This is a genomic window from Shinella sp. 838 (genome assembly GCF_029623935.1).
Classification (GTDB): domain Bacteria; phylum Pseudomonadota; class Alphaproteobacteria; order Rhizobiales; family Rhizobiaceae; genus Shinella.
In genome coordinates this window covers 464,775-482,102 of record NZ_JARSBQ010000004.1, presented here as the reverse complement: position 1 = coordinate 482,102, position 17,328 = coordinate 464,775, and the positions used below count along the sequence as shown (strand labels likewise).

Below are 17,328 nucleotides of genomic sequence, written 5' to 3'. Positions count from 1 at the left end.
CTGGGGAGCCCTTTATGGAATTCGACTGGTCCGTCATCGGCGAGGCCATGCCCGCCCTGTTGAGCGGCGCACGCCTCACCATCCTCATCACCCTCGCCGGCCTTGTGGGCGGCCTTGTCGTCGGCTTCGTCGCTGGTCTGATGCGCGCCTATGGCAACGCATTGCTGAACGCCATCGCCTTTACTTATATCGAGCTCATCCGCGGCACGCCGATCGTCGTGCAGGTGATGTTCATCTATTTCGCGCTGCCGGTTCTCGCCGATATCCGCGTCAACCCGATGACTGCCGCCGTCACGGCGATCGTCGTCAATGCGGGCGCCTATATCGCGGAGATCGTGCGCGGCTCCTTCCTGTCCGTGCACAGGGGTCTGAAGGAGGCCGGTCTGGCGCTCGGCCTGCCGTTGTGGAAGGTGCTGGTCTACATCATCGGCCCCGTCGCCTTCCGGCGCATGATCCCGCCGCTCGGCAACCAGTTCATCGTCAGCCTCAAGGACACCTCGCTGTTCATCGTCATCGGTGTCGGCGAACTCACCCGCCAGGGCCAGGAGATCATGGCTGCCAATTTTCGCGCGGTCGAAATCTGGAGCGCGGTGGCGATCCTCTACCTGCTGATGACCGGAACCCTGACGCTGATCCTGCGCGTCACCGAAAAGAGGATGCGGATCCTGTGAGCATCGTGGAATTTCGAAACGTCACGAAGACCTTCGGACCCGTCGTGGTGCTGCGCGAGGTCGACCTCAACATCGACAAGGGCGAGGTGGTCGTGCTGATCGGCCCGTCCGGCTCGGGAAAATCGACGCTGCTGCGCTGCATCAACGCGCTGGAGGAAATCAATGGCGGCGATCTCGTCGTCGACAACATCAGCGTCAAGGCCGGCCGCTCACAGGTGCGCCTCATTCGCCAGGAGGCCGGCATGGTCTTCCAGCAGTTCAACCTCTTCCCGCAGATGACGGCGCTGGAAAACGTCGCCTTCGGCCCCCGCCGCGTGCGCGGCGCCAGCCGCGCCGAGGCCGAGGAACAGGCGCGGGCGCTGCTCGCCAAAGTCGGTCTCGCCGAGCGCGGCCACCACTACCCGGCCGAGCTTTCGGGCGGACAGCAACAGCGCGTGGCGATTGCCCGGGCGCTGGCCGTCAAGCCGAAGCTGATGCTGTTCGACGAACCGACCTCCGCCCTCGACCCGGAACTGCGCCACGAGGTGCTGCGCGTCATGCAAGCGCTCGCCGAGGAGAGCATGACGATGATCGTCGTCACGCACGAAATGGCCTTCGCCCGGCAGGTCGGCACGCGGCTGATCTTCATGGAGGACGGTAAGATAGCCGTCGACGGCAAACCGGCCGACCTGCTCGCCAACCCGGAAAATCCACGCCTGCGGGAGTTTTTGCAGCATGTCCACTGACACCAGGCTGGGTTTCATCGAAATTGCCGGCAGGCCGCGGGAGATCGGCCTCCAGCTCGGTCGTTTCGGTCGAGATATCGTCCATCGGCATCTGGTGCACGGCCATGCCTGGGCCTCCGTCCTCGCCTTTCGCGCGGATCCGCGCGTTGCCGCGATGCGCCGGATGGTGGAGGCCCGCTTCCCGACCTGTTGGGCGGAACTCCAGGGCCTCGCCCTCGGCCTCGATCTTCCCTTCGACGACGTCTTCCTGTGGAATTGCCGCGGCGACCTCTGGGCCTTCGCGCCAGATGGCTGCACGACCGTGCAGATACCCGGCGCCGAACCGCTGCTCGCCCATAACGAGGACGGCGATCCCGGCTTTCGCGGGTATTGCGCGCTCGCCCATATCCGCCCCGAGGGCGGCACGGCCTTCACCAGTTTCGTCTATCCGGCCTCGATCCCCGGCCACACCTTTGCGGTGACGGCGGCGGGCCTCGTTCAGACCGTCAACAACATCCGCTCGCGCGGTATCGGCACCGGCCTCCCGCGCATGGTGCTCGGGCGCGCCCTGCTGGACTGCCCGTCGATAGATGCGGCCATCCATCTGCTGGAGACCACGGAACGGGCCGGTGCCTTTCACATGACGCTCGGGCAAAGGGGCGATCCGCGGCTCGTCAGCGTGGAATTCACCCATGGGCAATGCTCCGCCATCACGCTTGACCGCCCGCAATGCCATTCCAATCATCTGGTTCATGCCCGTATGGCTGGCGAGCGGCAGGTGATCACCGGCTCGTCCGGGGCGCGGCAGCAGCGCGGAGACCGTCTTGTCGCCGAAGGTGGCGAAACCCTGCGGGATCCGCGTACCATCCTGTGGGACAAGGCCGTATCGCCGCTGCCCATCTATCGCGCGCAGCCGGACGACCCGGACCACGAGAACACGCTGGCAACCACAGTGTTCCACGTCGGCGCGAACAGCATCCGTTGGCAAGTTTACGACCGCCCGGAAGAAGCGCCGCGTTTTGTGATGGACGGAAACCTGAAGCCTGTTTCCTGATCTCCATCTGGAACGGGGCGGCGGAGACGGTCGCCCCGGCCGCGTCAGCCGAACGTGTAAGCGGCAATCGATTCCGGCTTCATCTCGATCGAAAAGCCCGGCAGCGTGGGCGGCATGTAGGCAGCATTCTCGATACGGCAGGGATCGATGAAATGCTCGTGCAGATGGTCGACATATTCGATCACGCGACCATCCTTGGTGCCTGAAACGGCGATATAGTCGATCATCGAGAGATGCTGGACATATTCGCAGAGGCCGACGCCACCAGCATGCGGCCAGACCGGCAGACCATATTTTGCCGCCATCAGCAGAACCGCGAGCACCTCGTTAAGCCCGCCCATGCGGCAGCTGTCGATCTGCACGATGTCGATCGCGCCGCCGGCGATCATCTGTTTGAAGATGATGCGGTTCTGGCACATTTCGCCCGTCGCCACCTTGACCGGATGAACGGCCTCACGGATCGCCTTGTGGCCGGCAACATCGTCCGGGCTCGTCGGCTCCTCGATGAAGAAGGGTTTGTACGGCTTCAGCTCCGACACCCAGTCGATCGCCTGCCCCACCTCCCAGATCTGGTTGGCGTCGATCATCATGGTGCGCTCGTCGCCGATCACCTCACGGGCGATGCGCAGGCGCCGCTTGTCGTCCTCCAGATCGCGGCCGACCTTCATCTTGATATGGGTGAACCCCTGATCGACGGCCTCCTGGCAGAGGCGGCGCAGCTTTTCGTCGTCATAGCCGAGCCAGCCGGCCGAGGTGGTGTAGCAGGGGTACCCCTCGCTCTCCAGCGTCGCGATACGGTCGGCCTTGCCCGCTTCTGCCCTCTTCAGGATGGCAAGCGCCTCCTCCGGCGTCAGCGCATCCGTCAGATAGCGGAAGTCGACGATGGAGAGGATCTCCTCCGGGCTCATCTCGGCGACAAGCCGCCAGACGGGCTTGCCCGCCTGTTTGGCCAGGAGGTCCCACACGGCGTTCACCACCGCGCCGGTTGCCAGATGCATCGCGCCCTTGTCCGGGCCAATCCAGCGCAGCTGGCTGTCGCTCGTCACATGGCGCCAGAAACGGCCGGGATTTTCGCGCACCCAGGCGAGATCGAGACCGATCACCAGATGTTTCATCGCCTCGATCGCCATGCAGCAGATGTCATTGCCGCGGCCGATGGTGAAGGTCAGGCCGTGGCCTTCGAGGCCGGGCGCATCCGTGCCGAGCACCACATAGGCGGCGGAGTAATCCGGGTCAGGGTTCATCGCGTCCGAGCCGTCGAGGCTCTGCGAGGTGGGGAAGCGCAGGTCGATGGAACGAAGGCTGGTGATCTTGGTCATGGGTGCGGCCCTTGCGATGATAGACGTGTCTCAGATGGTCCAGCCGCCGTCGATGGCGTAGGCCTGTCCGGTCGTATAGGTGGCGCCGGCGAGGTAGACGGCAAGATCGGCGATCTCCTCCGGCGTGCCGATACGACCGACCGGCTGGCGGGCTATGAAGGCCGCGCGTGCCGCCTCGTAGTCGCCCTGCGCGCGCAAACGATCCTGCAGCGACGGGCTTTCGACCGTGCCGGGGCAGATGCAATTGCAGCGGATGCCTTGCGCGACGTAGTCGGCCGCTACCGACTTGGTGAGCCCGACGACCGCCGCCTTGGTGATGGTGTAGGCGGCGCGGTTCGGCACGCCCTTCACGCTGGAGGCGACCGACGCCATGTTGATGATCGCGCCGTCCTTCTTCTCCAGCATCGCCGGCAACACGGCGCGGATGGTGCGCACCATGGCGCGCACGTTGAGATCGAAGGCGAAGTCGAGGTCCTTGTCCGGCATGTCGAGGATCGAGCCGGCATGCACGAAGCCGGCGCAGTTGAAGAGCACGTCGAATGGGCCGGTCACTGACACCACCCGGTTCACCGCCTCCTCACTCAGCACATCGAGCACCTGGGTCTCGATACCGGCTTCACCGGCAAGGCTTTTCAACGCTTCGGCATTGATATCGGTCGCGACGACCTTTGCACCTGCACGGGCGAAGGCGATGGCGCTCGCCTGGCCGATACCCTGGCCGGCTGCGGTGATGAGGACACGTTTGTCTTTGATGGAAAGGCTCATGATGGCTCCTTTTGGTGTGTCAGGCGCTCGGCCGGCGCTCGACGACATAGATATGGTCTGCGGCGAGAACGACCTCACCCTTCTGGTTGACGACCTCCGTGCGCTCGATCACGCGGCCGAAACCCGAACGCTTCGGATCATCCTCCTTGCCCGAGATCGTCACGCGGGTGTGGATCGTATCCCCGATGAAGACGGGCTTGATAAAGCGCATGCGATCATAACCGTAGGAAAATGCAACGGGATTGATGATGCTCGCCGTCAATCCGACGCCGATCGCGAAAACCATGGTGCCATGGGCGATGCGCTGGCCGAAGGGCTGCGTCTTCATGAATTCCGCATCCATGTGGTGCGGGAAGAAATCGCCGGTATGGCCGGCATGCACGACGAAATCGGTCTCGGTGATGGTGCGCCCGCTCGTCTTGCGCCCTTCGCCGATGGCATAGTCCTCGAAATATTTGACCAGTTCCATGTCCCGTTCCTGTCTAGGGCCGTGCGGCGAGCGGCGTCGCGGGTGCGGCGCTGGAGGCATAGGCCGCCTCGACCAGCGCCATCGTCATCCATGCATCCTCGACCGAGGAGACCAGTTCGGCATCCTCGTCGGAAACGAAGCGCTGGAGGTTCGCCATGCGGCCGACGAAGGCGTCCGGAAACCACGTCCCTTCCAGCGGCACGGGCACCCAGCCATCGCCGCCCTTCGGATAGATTTCCAGAATGTCCGGCTCGCCGCGCGGATAGTCGAGATTGACGCCGAGCTGGAGATAGGCCGCGCCGTCCGCACCGGAGATGCGGAACTCGCAAGCCTGATGCCGGCGGCCGAACCTGTGGTCGTGGTTGATCGACAGGGCGCAACGGACGCGGTCGCCATAGTCGAGGATCGCCGTTGTGCGGGTCTGCGCCATCCGGTGGCTCGGATGGCCGATCGACTTGGCGTGCACACCCTGCGGATCGCCCAGCACCTGGCGGATGACGTCGAGATAGTGGATCGAGTGCATGGCGATCTCGATGCGCGGCAGGCCTTCGAGAAAGGACCAGAGCTGCCAGGGTGTATCGAGCGCCAGATAGACGTCGAAGTCCACGACCTCGCCGAGCAGCCCCTTGGCGATGGCATCCTTCAGCGCCAGCATCATCGGCGCGAAGCGAAGCTGGAAATTGACGGCAGCCTTGAGCTGCTTATCGCGGCAGATTTTCAGGATTTCCGTCGCCGCCGCAAGATCGGCGCCCATCGGCTTCTGAATCAACGCCGCCGCACCGTCCGGGAGGGCCGCCAGCACCTTGGCATGGGCGGCCGGCGGAGTGGCGAGGTCGAAGACCGCGTTCTCGACAGACGCGGCTTCCTCGACGGTGCGGTAGGCGGCGACGCCCCATTTTTCGGCCAGCGCCTTCGCTTTGTCGTGGTCGGGATCGTAGAGGCCGGCGATCGGAAAGCTGCCCTTGCGATAGGCGGGGTAGTGCGCGTCGCCGACGATCGAGCCGGCGCCGAAGGTGACGATGGGGCGTGGGTTCGAGGGTAGCGGCCAGGATTGGGCGAGCGTGCGGGGGTCAAAAGTCACGGTTCATCCCCTGTCGCGCATGTCCGCCCCTCATCCGGCTACCGCTACCTTCTCCCCGCAAGCGGGGAGAAGGATATGCCGCACCGTTTTCCGCATACGTTTCCGTCATGCGGGGCACGTCCCCCCTGCCCGCTTGCGGGGAGAGGGTTGGGGTGATGGGTAGGTCCTTGCGCTCAAGCATGAAAGAACACCTCCTCCATGCCAGCCCACCACTCCCCTTCTTTCCGCGTCTCAAGCGGCGCCTGGCAGGGCATGCAGACGGCCCACCATTCCTGCGTCTTCGGGTCCGCCGCCATCTTTGCCATGTCGGTAGAAAAATCCGTGCCGTGATATTCGAAGAAGGAGAAGAGAAGATTCTCGGGCTCCTTCAGGAAGATCGAATAGTTTTGGATGTTGCAGGCGGAAATCATCGCCAGCACCTCCGGCCAGACGGCCGCGTGCAGGCGTTTGTATTCTTCGACCGTCTCCGGCTTCACGCCGATCACCATGCCGATGCGCTGCATGTCTCAGGCTCCCTTGCTGATCTCGTGCTGGAATTCAGCAATCGACCGGCTGCGGATCGCATCCCAGTCCCAGTCGATGCCAAGACCCGGCGTCATGGGTGCGAGCGCCATGCCGTTCTCGATCCTGAGGCGCGAGGCGGTAATGTCGTCGAGCTGCGGGATATATTCGACATATTTGCCGTTCTGCACCGCGCAGGTGAGGCTGACATGCAGCTCCATCAGGAAGTGCGGGCAGACCGGCATGTCGAAGGCTTCCGCCGCATGCGCCACCTTCAGCCAGGGCGTGATGCCGCCGATGCGGCCGGCGTCGACCTGCACGATCGAGCAAGCGCCCTTCTGCATGTATTCGCGAAAATGGCGGATGGAATAGAGGGATTCGCCGATGGCGATGGGGGTCGCCGTTGCGCGGTTGAGGCGGACGTGGCCGTCGATATCGTCGGCCGGCAGCGGCTCCTCGATCCAGCCGAGATCGAGGTCGCGCAGGCGCTCGGCACGGCGGATCGCCTCGTCAACGGTAAAACCCTGGTTGGCGTCGGTCATGATCTCGTAGCCGTCACCGACCGCCTTCCTCACCGCCGCAAGGCGGGCAAAATCCTCGGAACCGTGCGACTTGCCGATCTTTACCTTCGAGCCGGAAAAACCCTCCGCCTTGGCGTCCAGCGCATCCTCGACCAGCGCCTCCACCGGGATATGCAGCCAGCCGCCCTCGGTCGTGTAAAGCGGGCAGCGGTCCTTGGCCCCGCCGGCGAGCTTCCAGAGCGGCAGGTTCTGTTTTCGTGCGCGAAGATCCCACAGCGCGGTGTCGACGGCAGCGAGCGCGATCGAGGTTATGGCGCCGATGGTCGTGGCGTGGGTGGCGAATTCCAGTTCGTGCCAGATCGCCTCGATCCGATCGGCATCGCGGCCGAGGATGCGCGGCGCGAGATGATCGGCAAGAAGCCGCATGACGGAGGAGCCGCCGGTGCCGATCGTGTAGCTGTAACCGGTGCCGACCGCACCGTCGGCGTCGGTGATGGTGACGAGCGGCGTTTCCTGGCTCACAAAGCTCTGGATGGCGTCGGTGCGCTCGACCTTCGGGCGAAGGTCGACCATTTTCAGTTCGATGCGTTCGATCCTGGCCATGTCAGCCCCTGAGCGTGCGGCCGCTGTCGCGGTCGAAGAGATGGGCCTGCGACAGGTCGAAACAAAACGGCAGCGTCTCGCCGGGCGCGAGCCGCCGCGGGTTCAGCATGCGGCCGACCCATTCGGCGCCGCCGAACGCGGAAAACACCAGCGTCTCATTGCCGAGCGGTTCGGTGAGGATGACGCGAAGCTCGTGCCGGTGCACGTCGGCATCCTCGCCGGAATGGATGCCGTGGCCGGCGGGATAGAGATCGTCCGGGCGCAAGCCGAAGGTGACCTTCTGGCCGGCCGTCACGCGCTCCCTAAAACGGGCGGGCAGCGGCAGGCGGTCGCCGTTTTCGAAGACGAGCTGGCCGTCCGTCACCTCGGCGTCCTTCAAATTCATCGGCGGCGAGCCGATGAATCCCGCGACGAATTTCGATTGCGGGCGCTGGAAGACATCCTCGGGGGTGCCGACCTGCTCGATATGGCCATCGCGCATGATGACGATGCGGTCGGCAAGCGTCATCGCCTCGACCTGATCATGGGTGACGTAGATTACCGTCGACTGGACTTTCGCATGCAGCTTCTTGATCTCGACGCGCATCTGGGTGCGCAGCTTCGCATCGAGGTTCGACAGCGGCTCGTCGAAGAGAAACACTTCCGGCTGGCGCACGATGGCGCGGCCCATGGCGACGCGCTGACGCTGGCCGCCCGAAAGCTGCGAGGGGCGGCGGTCGAGAAGATGCGTCAGGTCGAGCGTCTTCGCCGCCTCTTCCACCTGCGGGGCGATGTCCTCCGGTTTCTGGCCGGCGATCTTCAGCGAAAAACCCATGTTTTCGCGTACCGTCATGTGCGGATAGAGCGCGTAGGACTGGAAGACCATGGCAAGGTTGCGCGCGCGCGGCGGCAGGTCGTTGACGATGTTGCCGCCGATCCTGAGATTGCCGGCGGAGATCGGCTCCAGCCCGGCGATCATGCGCAGCGTCGTCGACTTGCCGCAGCCGGACGGGCCGACGAGGGCGATGAATTCCCGGTCGGCGACCTCCAGGTCGATGCCATGCACCACTTCGACCGCGCCGTAGCGTTTGACCAGCTTTTCGAGGGAAACGGTTGCCATGGATTATCCTTTGACTGCGCCGGAGGTGAGGCCGGACACCAGATGCTTCTGCACGATGAAGGTCAGCACGAGGGCGGGGATGATCATGATCACCGCCAACGCACACATGCCGCGCCAGTCGATGGTGAACTCCGCCGTGTAGTCGAGCAGACCGACGGGCAGCGTCTTGGAATTGACGGACCGGGTGAGCTGCGAGGCGAGCGCGAACTCGTTCCAGGAGGTGAGGAAGGCAAAAATGCCGGCCGACGCGATGCCGGGGCCGGCAAGCGGAAACTCCACCTGCCAGAAGGCCTGCCAGCGCGTGCAGCCGTCGATCTGCGCGGCCTCGGCCAGATCCTTCGGCACCTGGCGGAAGAAGCCGTCGATCAACCAGATGGTGAAGGGCACGTTGAGCGCCACATAGGCCATGATCAGCCCGAAATGCGTGTCGATGATGCCGAGCTTCGAATAGACGAAGAACAGCGGCAGCGAGAGCGCGATGCCAGGCACCGTGCGCGTCAGCATCAGGCCGAGGAAGATCGAGGATTTCGCTCTGAAGCGGAAGCGCGCGAAGGCGTAGCCGCCGGCCATGCCGATGGCGAGCGCGATCGCCGTCGAGGTGACGGAGACGATCAGCGAATTTCGGAAATAGTCGATAACCGGAATGCCGCCCTGCCCCACGCCGGAAAACATCGCGACATAGGCATCGAAAGAGAGATCCTGCGGGATCCAGACCGGCGGCTTCGCCATGATCTCGACCGTCGGGCGGAAGGAGGCGAGCACGATCCACAGGCCCGGTAGGCAGATGACGGTCATCGCCAGGAACAGGCCGATCTTGTGTGCAGCGGACAGGAGAAGGCCGTTGAGGCGGGCTTTTGCGTTCTCGTTCATTTTTACCACTCCCCCTTACCATTCGGCCGCGATCTGGGTCCGCGCCGCTGCAAGCTTGCGGAAGAAATAGACGGTGAAGAGGATGGAGAGCAGGATCGCGACATAGGCCATGGCGTTGGCAAGACCCATGCGGGCGTCGGCATAGGCGGTGCGCGAGACGAGCGTCCAAAGCAGTTCCGTGCGCTTGGCCGGGCCGCCGTCCGTCATGATCTTCACGATGTCATAGGCGCGCGCGACGTCGAGCGAACGGATGGTCATGGCGATATAGGCGAAGGGCATGATGAAGGGCCAGGTGACGTAGCGAAACGTCTGCCAGGGCGTGCAGCCGTCGACGCGCGCCGCCTCGATCGGCTCCTTCGGCATGGCGAGCAGGCCGGCGAGGATGAGGATGGCGAAGACCGAGGTGGACGACCAGATTTCGGCGACGAGGATGGCGGTGAAGGCGAGCGAGCCGTCGATCAGCCACGGGATCGCCTGGTCCGTCAGGCCCAGCGATTGCAGCGCGTTGTTCACGAGGCCGATATTGTCGTTGAACATGAACTTGAACTGGAAGCCGACGAGGATCGGCGAGAACATCATGGGGAACATCATGATGGTGCGCAGCACGCGCTGGCCGCGCGTCGCCTTCTCCACCAGCATGGCAAGGCCAAGGCCGAGCAGCATTTCCACGTTGAGCGCGACGGTGAGCAGGAGAACGGTGCGGCCGAACGCCGTCCAGAATTCGAGGTCGGTCAGGATGCGCGCATAGTTGCGCAAGCCGACGAACGTATAGAGCGAGGCGGGCTGCGTCAGCCGGAAGGGTGTGAAGCTCGAATAGAGCGACAGGATGAGCGGGACGATGACGACGGCCGCGAGCACCACGATGGCGGGCAGCAGAAGCAGAAACGGCGCCGGTGGCCTCCAGCCTTTCATATGTGCCTCTTGGATATGCGCTGACCGGCCGTCTTTTCCGGGACGCGGCCGCGTTTCAAGAAGCGGCCGCGCAAGGCGGCCGCCAGTTTGTTTGTTTGCCCCACCCAAAGGCGTAAAGAGCGGATGGTCTAGGGTGCGGATAGGCGTCGCCCCTCATCCGGCTGCCGCCACCTTCTCCCCGCAAGCGGGGAGAAGGGATATGCTGCGCCGGTTTCCCCAACCAGGAACCGTTCGTGGGGCACGTCCCCTCTCCCCGCTTGGCGGGAGAGGGTTAGGGTGAGGGGCAACCACCCTCAGAGCGCGCCGGCATCCTCAAGGATCTGCGTCGCCTTCTCGGCTGCCGCGTCCAGCGCTTCCTTGGAGGTCTTGTCGCCGAGGATGGCGGCTTGCAGCTCCGGATAGACGGCGTTGGAGATCTCGATCCAGGACGGCGTCTGCGGTACGGCGAAGGCGTGTTTGGCCGCCTCCTGGAAGGCGGTCAGGACTTCCTTGCGATACGCGTCGCTTTCCGCCTGCTTGATGTTGTAATCCCAGACGGCCGTGCGCGTCGGCAGCGGGCCGGCAGAGGATTCCAGCTTCTGGCTGTCCTCGTTGGTGAGGAACCAGACGAGCGAGGCGGCGGCTTCCTTGTTGGCGCAGCTTTCCGTGACCGAGAAACCGTGGTGACCGGACCAGCCGGTGCGCTTGCCGGAGGAACCCGCCGGCTGCACCTTCACGCCGACATTGCCGGCGACTTTCGAGGATTTCGGGTCGTTGAAGAAGCTCGCCCAGCCAGGCCAGTCGAGATTGACGGCGATGGTGCCCGACGCAAAGCCCTGGCCGAGATCATCCCACAGATAATTGGTGGTGCCGACCGGCACGGCCTTCGCCTTGTAGAGATTGACGAACCAGTCGAGCGCGCGAACGCCAGCGTCCGAATTGAAGGCCGGCTTGCCGTCGGCGCCGAGATATTCACCGCCCTCGGCCACCAGCATCTCATAGAAGCGGCCGTTGATCGCCTCTTCCTTGCCGGCATACTGCGTGCCGTAAAAATCCGGCGGATTGGAGAAGAACGTCGCCTGGTCGGTGACCTGCTGCCAGGTGTCCGGCGGGGCGAGATCGTAGCCGTATTTCTCCTTGAACGCCGCCTTCTTCGCGTCGTCCTGATAGAGGCTCTTCTGATAGTAGAGCGCGGAAACGTCGAACTGCGCGCGCGGCAGCATCACCAGCTTACCATCGAGCGTCGAGGACGCGATGTTGGCCGGCACGAAGGCGTCGATCTCCTCCTTCGGCAAAAGCGCCGAAAGATCGGTGTAGATATCAGGATACTGCGGGGCGAAGGACGAGTGGTTCGAGCCGACGCACCAGGTGATGTTACCGGTTGCGATATCGGACTTGATCTCCTTGTCCAGCTCGAAATGGTTCTTCTTCGAAAGAACGCTCACCTTCGCGCCGGTCGCCTTCTCCCATTCGGCGATGCGCGCATAGAGCGCTTCATACTGCTGGCCGCCGATGAGCTTCGCATCGACGGTCACGCCTTCGAATTTTCCCGGCAGATCGGCTGCGAGCACAGAGCCAGCCCACGCGCAGATCACGGCACCGGCGGCAACGCCGGTTAGAAATCTTGTCATCTTCTCCTCCCAGTGGCTTTTCGCCAGCCCTTACCGATAAGAGCTTCATTCATATACAAACCAATTATTCACATATCGTCAAGCGGAAATCAGCATCCCGGGATTGTCACGCCTTGTTTCTGCGTATATGAATTTGCTCATTCACTAGAGGATTTCAGGTGACGGACGAGGAAAACGATCGCTACAGGGCGCCAGCGCTCGACAAGGGCCTCGACATCCTGGAACTTCTCGCCGCCGTCGACGGCGGCCTCACCCAGGCGGAAATCGCCAAGCGGCTCGATCGCAGCCCCAACGAATTCTACCGCATGCTCGACCGACTGGTGAAACGCGGTTACGTCACCCGCATCGACGGCGACCGTTTCTCCCTCACCCTGAAACTCTTCGGCCTCGCGCAGTTGCACGCGCCGGTGCGCCGACTCGTCTCCTTCGCCGTACCGCTGATGCGCGAACTGGCCGAAACCTCGCGCCAGGCCAACCAGCTTGTCGTCTTCGACCGCGGCAATCCCGTCGTCATCGCCCAGCAGGAAGCGCCCGGCTACTGGGGCATCTCGATCCGCGTCGGTTCGCGCATCGGCCTGTTCGACACGGGCTCCGGCCACGCGCTGCTCGCCTTCCGCTCGCCGGAAGAGCGCCTGCGCATGATCGCCGAGCATGTCGGCGACGGCGGCACGGATGTGCGCGTGACGCCGGAATTCCTCGCACGGCTCGACCTCATCCGCTCCCGCGGCTACGAAATGATGCCAAGCGCCCAGACGGCGGGCGTCATCAACCTCTCCGCGCCCGTGCTCGGTGCGGACGGCAGGGCGATCGCCGCCCTGACGATCCCCTACATCACCCTGATCAATGCGCCGGTCGCGCCTGACATCTCGACGACCATCCAACTGCTCGGCGAGACGACGCGCAGGCTGTCAGAAATGGCGGGCGCCGGCTTCAATGCCGAGGAACAATAGGCCTCGTATCTGAACGCGTGATTCGCCAGCACCCCAAGCATCGGCTCATCCGTTCCTCGCAAAGCTCTTCAGGAAGAGCGCGTTGAGATCCGCTATGGCTTTTCCCGCCGGTTCACGGCCCGTCACGGCCTGATTGATGCGCTCAGACGCGGCCTCCTGGTAGGGCATGTAGCCATCGTGGCGAGGACGCAGCCAGGCACCCTCCAGCGTTCGGCGCGTGTTGCGGTAGAAGCCGAGCGTTGCGGCATTGGCCGCCTCGTCCTCCCATCCCGCCGCATGACCGGGCTGGCCGCCGGTCTGCCAGTAGCGACCCGCCTGCTGCGGCCCTGCAGCAATCCAGTAGGCGAAGTCCACGGCCACCTTACGATGCGCCGAGAAGGCGGACACGGCGATGCCCGTGCCGCCCAGCGCGGAGCCGACCGGTCCCGCACCGCCGGCAACCGCCATATCGGCAAAGGCGATGCGATTTTCCCGGAAGCCTGCAAGGGCGTAGCTGACATAACCGTAGATCAGTGGCGAGACGCTGTAGTGCGACCCCGCCTCGCCCATCCGGTCCAGCACGGCGATGGGGTCCATTTCGGTGCAGGCGGCATCGGTGAGCGCGGCCAGTTCCCGGATCATCTCGATTGCCTGCACGCCGATTTCGACATCGACGAAAGGCACGTCCCTTTCCACCGAGCAGGGTCGGCCGAGATTGCCGCAAAGCGTGAAAAGGCACATCAGGGAATGCGGCGGGCGCAGCGGCAGCAGCATCTCCCCGGCTTTTGCAAGGTCAACAACCTCTGCCCACGAGCCCGGTGCCGCCGCCAACCGGTCTGGCCGGAAGGCCAGCACCTGCGTGGCGGCATCGACCGGGAAGGCCCATTGGCGGCCCCGCCAGTTGTAACTCGGGAACGAGAGGCCGACGGAACCGCCCGCAAGCGCCGCGAAGGCCGCCTCGCGGCCGGGCAGGTCAAGTGGTGCGAGGCAGCTCTCCGCCGTGATCTGGCCGACATGGGGATGATCGATGACAATGAGATCGTAGCGGCGGGCGAGATCCTCGACCGGAAAACTCTCGAAATCCTGCAGCGAGCGCTTGTCCCATTCGATGATGACACCGGTTCTGGCAAGCCAGTCCTGCGCACAGGCAACCATCGGATCATAGCCGCGCGGATGGCTCCAGGTCATGCCCCTGAGCGTGATCGCGATCATCACGCAAACTCCGCGCGGATCGTCGCCGAATGTTCGCCGATGCGCGGCGCGGCGCGATGGCCGGCCGGGCGCTGACCGTTCACCCGCACAGGGCAGCGGGTCGTGCCGATCGAAACCGCATCTTCACGCGTCACCGTCTGCAGCATATCGAGGATGCGGAAACCGTCGCTGGCCAGAAGCTCCGGCCATTCTAGCACCTTCGAGCACCAGATGTCGGCGGGCTCCAGGATGGAGAGCCAATGGTCGACGGTTTCGCTCGCAATGCGCTCGGCGATGGTTCTCTTGATCGCATCGCGCGCGGTGAACCAGGCCTTGCTGTCGTCGCGATAGGGTGCCAGCGCCTCGATCTGCAGCAGATCCTGCAGGCGGCCGAGTGGCGTCATGGCGATCGCAAGATAGCCGTCCTTCGCCGGATAGACGCCGTAGGGTGCGGAAAGATAGGCATGCGCGCTGCGGAAATCCGACCGCTTCGGCTTGCGGCCGCCGTCGTTGAGATGGGTGGTCAGCACCTCGAACTGGAAATCGATGAGGCTTTCGAGCAGGCTCGTCTGGATATGGGCGCCCTTGCCGGAAATACCGCGACGCACGAGGCCGGCGAGAATGCCTTGGCAGGCATTGGCGCCGGCGAGCATGTCGGCGACCGCCAGGCCGAAGGGCACCGGTCCTTGTGCCGCGTCGCCGTTCAGCCACATCAGGCCGGAGCGTGCCTGCGCCAGGAGATCCTGCCCTGGCCGCATGACCCAGGGGCCATCCTCGCCATAGCCGCTGATCGAGGCATAGACGATTGCCGGGTTGATCGCCTTGACGGCCGCATAGTCGAGCCCGAGGCGTTCGATGACGCCCGGACGGAAATTCTGGATGAGCACGTCGGCCTTGCCGAGAAGCCGGCGCAGGAAGGCAAGGTCGTCGGCGTTCTTCAGGTCTATGCCGAGGCTTTCCTTGCCGCGGTTGATGGCGTGGAAGAGCGTCGAATCCCCCCCGACCTCGGTGTCGCTGAGATAGAGCCGGCGGGAGAGATCACCGCCGTCCGGCCGCTCGATCTTGATCACGCGGGCGCCGAGATCGGCCAGCCGCAACGAGCAATAGGGGCCGGAGAGGAACTGGCTCATATCGACCACCGTCAGGCCGGCCAGAAGTCCTGTCTCATCCTGCATGCGCATGTCCTCCTGCGCTCCCCGAAGTCGCGCCCGTGCAATTCTTATTTAAATTATTCTTTCATATATGGATTGCCGTTTCAAGCCTCGCAAGCCTGTCAACGGCTCACGTATGAATATGCCCCCCCGCCGCGGCCACGCGATCGGCCCCGGCACCCCCTCGATTGCCAGGGTGGAAAGATCGAATGTCTTGCGGGGATCAGGCCGGTTTGCGTGGCGAAACGGCGATGCGGGTCCAGATGTCCAGCGTCTCGCCGGGAGAAAGCACTTTCAGGCCGTAGGCGTCGGCCCGGTCCGGCAGGTTGAAGGCATCGACGGGATGGCTGACCGGTTCGAAACAGAAGAAATCGGCATCGGCGGCAGGCGAGAAGACCACATACTGGTCCAGCACCTCGCTTGCCTCGATATCGGCCTGCAGACCACGCGCCGGCCAGTCGATCCACGCCTTGCCGTCCCAGCCGTCGAACCAGTTGTTGATCCACCGCGGCGGCAGGGACCTTGGCGCGTTGAAGTCCATATCCGGATGCTTCGCGATGGGCTCATGAGCCTTCGGAAGATGATCGGACTGCTCCAGCCAGACGCCCTTCGACGGCGCAGTGAGCGTCGTATCCGCATCGCGCACGAACCAGGGATGGAAGCCGGCACCATATGGCAGGCGTGTTTCGGCGCGGTTGACGAGGCTCAGTTCCATCACGAGGCCGGCGCCTTCCAGACGATAGGACAGCATCGCATCGTAGCGGAACGGCCCCGGCCCGTCCGACGACAGGGTCAGGGTAATGGAATCGCTGCTCCGGGAGGCCTCCGTCCATGTGGCGGAGAAGCCGTTGCCGTGGATCGGATAGGGCTCCGTCTCCACATTGCGCGGCAGGGCGTGAAAGGCCCCGTCGAAGGAAAACCCGCCGCCGGAGACCCGCCCGGAGAACGGCACGAGGAGGATGTTGGCGAGCGCAAAGGGATGGTCCGTTGCAGGATCAACGGTGCGAAAGACCGGCTGCCAGACGCCATCCTGCCTGACATCGAAACAGGTCAGGCCGGCGCCAAGGTCGGGACGAACGCAGATGCGCGCTGCTCCATTGTCGAGTTCGATCCCCATTACCAGCCTCCGTCGATCGCGATGTTCTGGCCGGAAATCATGTCTGAGGCCGGCAAGACGAGGAAATGCACGAGATCGGCGACATCCGCCGGCTGGATACGCGCCTTCAGCGACTGGTTCTCGAGGATCCAGTCATTGTACTGTTGCAGGCAATCGGCGAAGACGCGCGCCTCCGCCTCGGACACCACCGCGCCCGGTGACACCGCGTTGACGCGCACGCCATGCGGACCCAGTTCGCGCGCCAGCGATTTCGTAAGGCCCAGCATCGCGCCCTTCGAGGCGACATAGGGCACATAGCCGTCCCAGCGCCCATTCAGGGTGACCGAGCAGAAATTGACGATCTTGCCGTAGCGCTTTTCCTTCATCGCCGGCGCGACGGCCCGGACAAGCGCGAAGGCGGCGGAGGAATTGACCCGGACCTGATCCTCGTATTCCTCCAGCGAAAAATCCTCGAACGGCTTGTTGATGATCAGCGCCGCATTGTTGATGAGGATGTCGATGCCGCCATGCGCGCGCGAAAGCGATTCCGCCCGCCGCTCCGCCGCAGCAAGGTCGTTGAGGTCCTCACCGACATAGGTAGCCGTAACGCCATGGGTTACGGCAACATCCGCCGCGAAGGCCGCGCCGCCCTCGGCGCCCGGCCGGTCGAGCAGCAGCAGGCTGGCGCCGGCACGGGCGAGCCGCGCGGCCTGGGCGCGGCCGAGCGTGCCGAGCGCACCGGTGATGAGGACGGTCTTTCCTGAAAGCTCTGTCATGGTCTC

General features: G+C 64.1%; 18 protein-coding genes. 4 read left to right on the top strand and 14 right to left on the bottom strand.

The features are described from left to right. The first annotated feature begins 14 nt into the window (after positions 1-14). The 3 genes from glnP to P9A16_RS16750 are packed head-to-tail and all read left to right on the top strand — an operon-like array spanning position 15 to position 2,429. Positions 15-671, top strand: coding sequence for a glutamine ABC transporter permease GlnP (glnP, locus tag P9A16_RS16760; protein WP_023515215.1), 657 nt, complete (start codon positions 15-17; stop codon positions 669-671). Further along, positions 668-1,396, top strand: a complete 729-nt coding sequence (gene glnQ / locus P9A16_RS16755; RefSeq protein WP_023515214.1) for a glutamine ABC transporter ATP-binding protein GlnQ — start codon at positions 668-670, stop codon at positions 1,394-1,396. Before glnP ends, glnQ begins: the two co-directional genes overlap by 4 nt. Beyond that, positions 1,386-2,429: a C45 family autoproteolytic acyltransferase/hydolase gene (locus P9A16_RS16750; protein WP_278025769.1), complete on the top strand. Its 1,044-nt coding sequence runs from the start codon at positions 1,386-1,388 to the stop codon at positions 2,427-2,429. The genes glnQ and P9A16_RS16750 overlap by 11 nt, the downstream gene beginning before the upstream one ends. Positions 2,430-2,473: 44 nt before the next feature. On the opposite strand, the gene P9A16_RS16745 is transcribed toward P9A16_RS16750, so the two are convergent. The 10 genes from P9A16_RS16745 to P9A16_RS16700 all read right to left on the bottom strand — a co-directional run bounded on the left by P9A16_RS16745 (position 2,474) and on the right by P9A16_RS16700 (position 12,179). Further along, positions 2,474-3,748, bottom strand: coding sequence for an L-fuconate dehydratase (locus tag P9A16_RS16745; protein WP_023515212.1), 1,275 nt, complete (start codon positions 3,746-3,748; stop codon positions 2,474-2,476). A 30-nt stretch (positions 3,749-3,778) separates the two neighbouring features. Further along, positions 3,779-4,513, bottom strand: a complete 735-nt coding sequence (locus P9A16_RS16740; protein WP_023515211.1) for an SDR family oxidoreductase — start codon at positions 4,511-4,513, stop codon at positions 3,779-3,781. 19 nt (positions 4,514-4,532) lie between these two features. Beyond that, positions 4,533-4,982, bottom strand: a complete 450-nt coding sequence (locus P9A16_RS16735; protein WP_023515210.1) for a MaoC/PaaZ C-terminal domain-containing protein — start codon at positions 4,980-4,982, stop codon at positions 4,533-4,535. 13 nt (positions 4,983-4,995) lie between these two features. Then, the gene (locus tag P9A16_RS16730) at positions 4,996-6,063 is read right to left on the bottom strand and encodes a Gfo/Idh/MocA family protein (RefSeq protein WP_023515209.1); all 1,068 of its coding nucleotides are present in this window, start codon (positions 6,061-6,063) and stop codon (positions 4,996-4,998) included. A gap of 173 nt (positions 6,064-6,236) precedes the next feature. Beyond that, positions 6,237-6,566, bottom strand: coding sequence for an L-rhamnose mutarotase (locus tag P9A16_RS16725; protein WP_023515208.1), 330 nt, complete (start codon positions 6,564-6,566; stop codon positions 6,237-6,239). Positions 6,567-6,569: 3 nt separating this feature from the next. Further along, the gene (locus tag P9A16_RS16720) at positions 6,570-7,688 is read right to left on the bottom strand and encodes a mandelate racemase/muconate lactonizing enzyme family protein (protein ID WP_023515207.1); all 1,119 of its coding nucleotides are present in this window, start codon (positions 7,686-7,688) and stop codon (positions 6,570-6,572) included. A gap of 1 nt (position 7,689) precedes the next feature. Further along, a complete protein-coding gene (locus P9A16_RS16715; RefSeq protein WP_023515206.1) occupies positions 7,690-8,787 on the bottom strand; it encodes an ABC transporter ATP-binding protein in 1,098 nt (365 codons plus the stop codon). A 3-nt stretch (positions 8,788-8,790) separates the two neighbouring features. Continuing rightward, positions 8,791-9,657: a carbohydrate ABC transporter permease gene (locus P9A16_RS16710; protein ID WP_023515205.1), complete on the bottom strand. Its 867-nt coding sequence runs from the start codon at positions 9,655-9,657 to the stop codon at positions 8,791-8,793. A 15-nt stretch (positions 9,658-9,672) separates the two neighbouring features. After that, a complete protein-coding gene (locus tag P9A16_RS16705; RefSeq protein WP_023515204.1) occupies positions 9,673-10,569 on the bottom strand; it encodes a carbohydrate ABC transporter permease in 897 nt (298 codons plus the stop codon). A gap of 293 nt (positions 10,570-10,862) precedes the next feature. After that, positions 10,863-12,179 (bottom strand): ABC transporter substrate-binding protein, encoded by a 1,317-nt coding sequence (locus P9A16_RS16700; protein ID WP_023517358.1) that lies wholly within the window; start codon positions 12,177-12,179, stop codon positions 10,863-10,865. Between the two features lie 158 nt (positions 12,180-12,337). Here P9A16_RS16700 and P9A16_RS16695 point away from each other — a divergent pair, with 158 nt between their 5' ends. Then, positions 12,338-13,129 (top strand): IclR family transcriptional regulator, encoded by a 792-nt coding sequence (locus P9A16_RS16695; protein WP_023514812.1) that lies wholly within the window; start codon positions 12,338-12,340, stop codon positions 13,127-13,129. A 45-nt stretch (positions 13,130-13,174) separates the two neighbouring features. Here the strand turns inward: P9A16_RS16695 and P9A16_RS16690 are convergent, their stop codons facing one another. The 4 genes from P9A16_RS16690 to P9A16_RS16675 form a co-directional block, all read right to left on the bottom strand. Beyond that, positions 13,175-14,320 carry an extracellular solute-binding protein gene (locus P9A16_RS16690; RefSeq protein ID WP_024271419.1) on the bottom strand — a complete coding sequence of 382 codons (1,146 nt, stop codon included), beginning with the start codon at positions 14,318-14,320 and terminating at the stop codon, positions 13,175-13,177. Continuing rightward, the gene (locus tag P9A16_RS16685) at positions 14,320-15,474 is read right to left on the bottom strand and encodes a CaiB/BaiF CoA transferase family protein (protein ID WP_023512329.1); all 1,155 of its coding nucleotides are present in this window, start codon (positions 15,472-15,474) and stop codon (positions 14,320-14,322) included. The genes P9A16_RS16690 and P9A16_RS16685 overlap by 1 nt, the downstream gene beginning before the upstream one ends. A gap of 199 nt (positions 15,475-15,673) precedes the next feature. Continuing rightward, on the bottom strand, positions 15,674-16,567 hold the full coding sequence (locus P9A16_RS16680; RefSeq protein WP_023512328.1) for an aldose 1-epimerase: 894 nt from the start codon (positions 16,565-16,567) through the stop codon (positions 15,674-15,676). Then, positions 16,567-17,322 carry an SDR family oxidoreductase gene (locus P9A16_RS16675; RefSeq protein WP_024271420.1) on the bottom strand — a complete coding sequence of 252 codons (756 nt, stop codon included), beginning with the start codon at positions 17,320-17,322 and terminating at the stop codon, positions 16,567-16,569. The genes P9A16_RS16680 and P9A16_RS16675 overlap by 1 nt, the downstream gene beginning before the upstream one ends. Between the last annotated feature and the right edge of the window lie 6 nt (positions 17,323-17,328).